This window comes from Sinomonas mesophila (genome assembly GCF_001999765.1).
GTDB lineage: Bacteria > Actinomycetota > Actinomycetes > Actinomycetales > Micrococcaceae > Sinomonas > Sinomonas mesophila.
Genome location: NZ_MTIC01000047.1, coordinates 1 through 1,989, shown reverse-complemented (window position 1 = coordinate 1,989; position 1,989 = coordinate 1). Strand labels below are relative to the sequence as shown.

Below are 1,989 nucleotides of genomic sequence, written 5' to 3'. Positions count from 1 at the left end.
AAGCGCAGGGAATACCCTTCTCCCGAGCCTTCTGCGAGCATCGCGCAAGAACACTAAGTCCCCGGAAGACCGCTCCTATCGTCATGAGTGGAGCTGGCAAGTCGTCCAGCCGACAACCAAATCCACTCGCACCTACAGGAGCAAAAAGTGCCTTCTCCTGAGTTTGGTCACTTGCGGTCGTTTCCGTGAGCGACCCAGCCCTGACCTGCGGTGATGTGTTCGTGGGACCGGTTTTGAGGCACTAATTGGTGCTCTACTGTGGGGGCTGTGGCGTGGATTCGGCGGGTTCGGACGGCCTCGGGGGCGACGGCCGTGCAGATCGCCCAGTCCGTGGACGGGCGGCGGCGGATTGTGGCCCATGTCGGTTCGGCCCATACCGAAGCTGATCTCGGGCTCCTTCTCGAGCGGGCGCGGGAGCTGCTGGATGACCCGGGGCAGGGCGAGCTCGACCTCGGCCTCGAGCCCGCAGCGCCGAGGACGGCGCTAATCGGCACTCCCGGTGCCCCCGCCCTGTTCGATGACCCGGGGGTGCCGGTGCGCGAGCGGGCGGCAGTCCCAGCCCCGCGCGTGGTCGCCACCGCCTCGCGGGTGCTCTTCGACGCGCTTGCGGCGGTGTTCGACGACCTCGGCCTCGATTCCCTCGCCGATGAGGTGTTCCGTGACCTGGTGATCGCCCGGGTCGTGGAGCCGACCTCGATCCTGGACACCGCCCGGGTGCTGGACGAGCTCGGCGTCCGTCCGGCAAGTGAGAAGACGATGCGCCGCACCCTGTCCCGGGCGCACCGGGGCACCTACCGGGACCAGGTCGCGAAGCTGTGCTTCGAGCACGCCGCGGCCAGCGGCGACGTCTCGCTGTGCCTCTACGACGTGACGACCCTGTACTTCGAGGCCGAGAAGGAGGACGGTCTGCGCAAGGTCGGCTATTCCAAGGAGCGCCGCGTCGATCCCCAGATCGTCGTGGGCCTGCTCGTGGACCGGGCCCGGGTTCCCGTTGGAGATCGGCTGCTACGAGGGGAACAAGGCCGAGCAGGCCACCATCATCCCGATCGTGAAGCAGTTCCAGGACCGGCACTGCATCGAGGACACGGTTGTCGTCGCCGACGCTGGCATGCTCTCCGCGGCCAACTTGGCCGCGCTCGAGGAGGCGAACCTGCGCTTCATCGTCGGCTCCCGGGCGGCCAAGGCCCCGCTGGACCTGGCCTCGCACTTCCGCTGGCACGGCGACGCCTTCGCCGACGCCCAGGTCATCGACACCATCACCCCCAGGACCGGCCGGCGCAGCGAGAACAACGAGGCCGTGCGGGCCGAACCCGTCTGGGACCCGCAGCAGCACCCCGGGTCGTGGCGGGCGGTCTGGGCCTACTCGGCCAAGAGGGCCGTCCGGGACTCCAAGACGCTGACGCTGCAGGAGAACCGGGCCCGAGAGGTCATCGCCGGCGAGAAGGCCGCCCGGACCCCGCGGTTCGTCAAGACCAGCAATGACGGGCACACCCTGGACGAGGCAGCCCTGGCCCGCGCCCGACGCCTGGTCGGATTGAAGGGGTACGTGACCAACATCCCCGCCGGCCTCATGCCCGCCGGGGAGGTCATCGGCTCGTACCACGAGCTGTGGCACGTCGAGCAGTCCTTCCGGATGTCCAAGAAAGACCTCGCCGCCCGGCCCATGTTCGTGCGCACCCGCGACGCGACCGAGGCCCACCTGACCATCGTGTTCACCGCCCTGGCACTCTCCCGCGAGGTCCAGAACCGCACCGGGCTCGCGATCCGCAACGTGATCCGCCAGCTCCGGCCACTGCGCTCGGCCATCATCGCCGCCAACGGCGCCACCCAGACCATCCCGCCCCAGATCGACCCGGACCGTCAGGCCATCATCGACACCCTCACGAGAGGGAAATCTCAGGCACTAAGCAAATGACCGAACTCAGGTCGAGAGCGCAATGACCAAGGCTGCGCAGAACAGCGCGGGCCCGCTCGCGGACGAGTTCGTGC

1 pseudogene is annotated in these 1,989 nt (G+C 68.4%); it reads left to right on the top strand.

Going from position 1 to position 1,989, the window contains the following annotated elements:
* Positions 1–267: 267 nt before the first annotated feature.
* Positions 268–1,915, top strand: a pseudogene (locus BV907_RS18015) (IS1634 family transposase).
* The last annotated feature ends 74 nt before the right edge of the window (positions 1,916–1,989 follow it).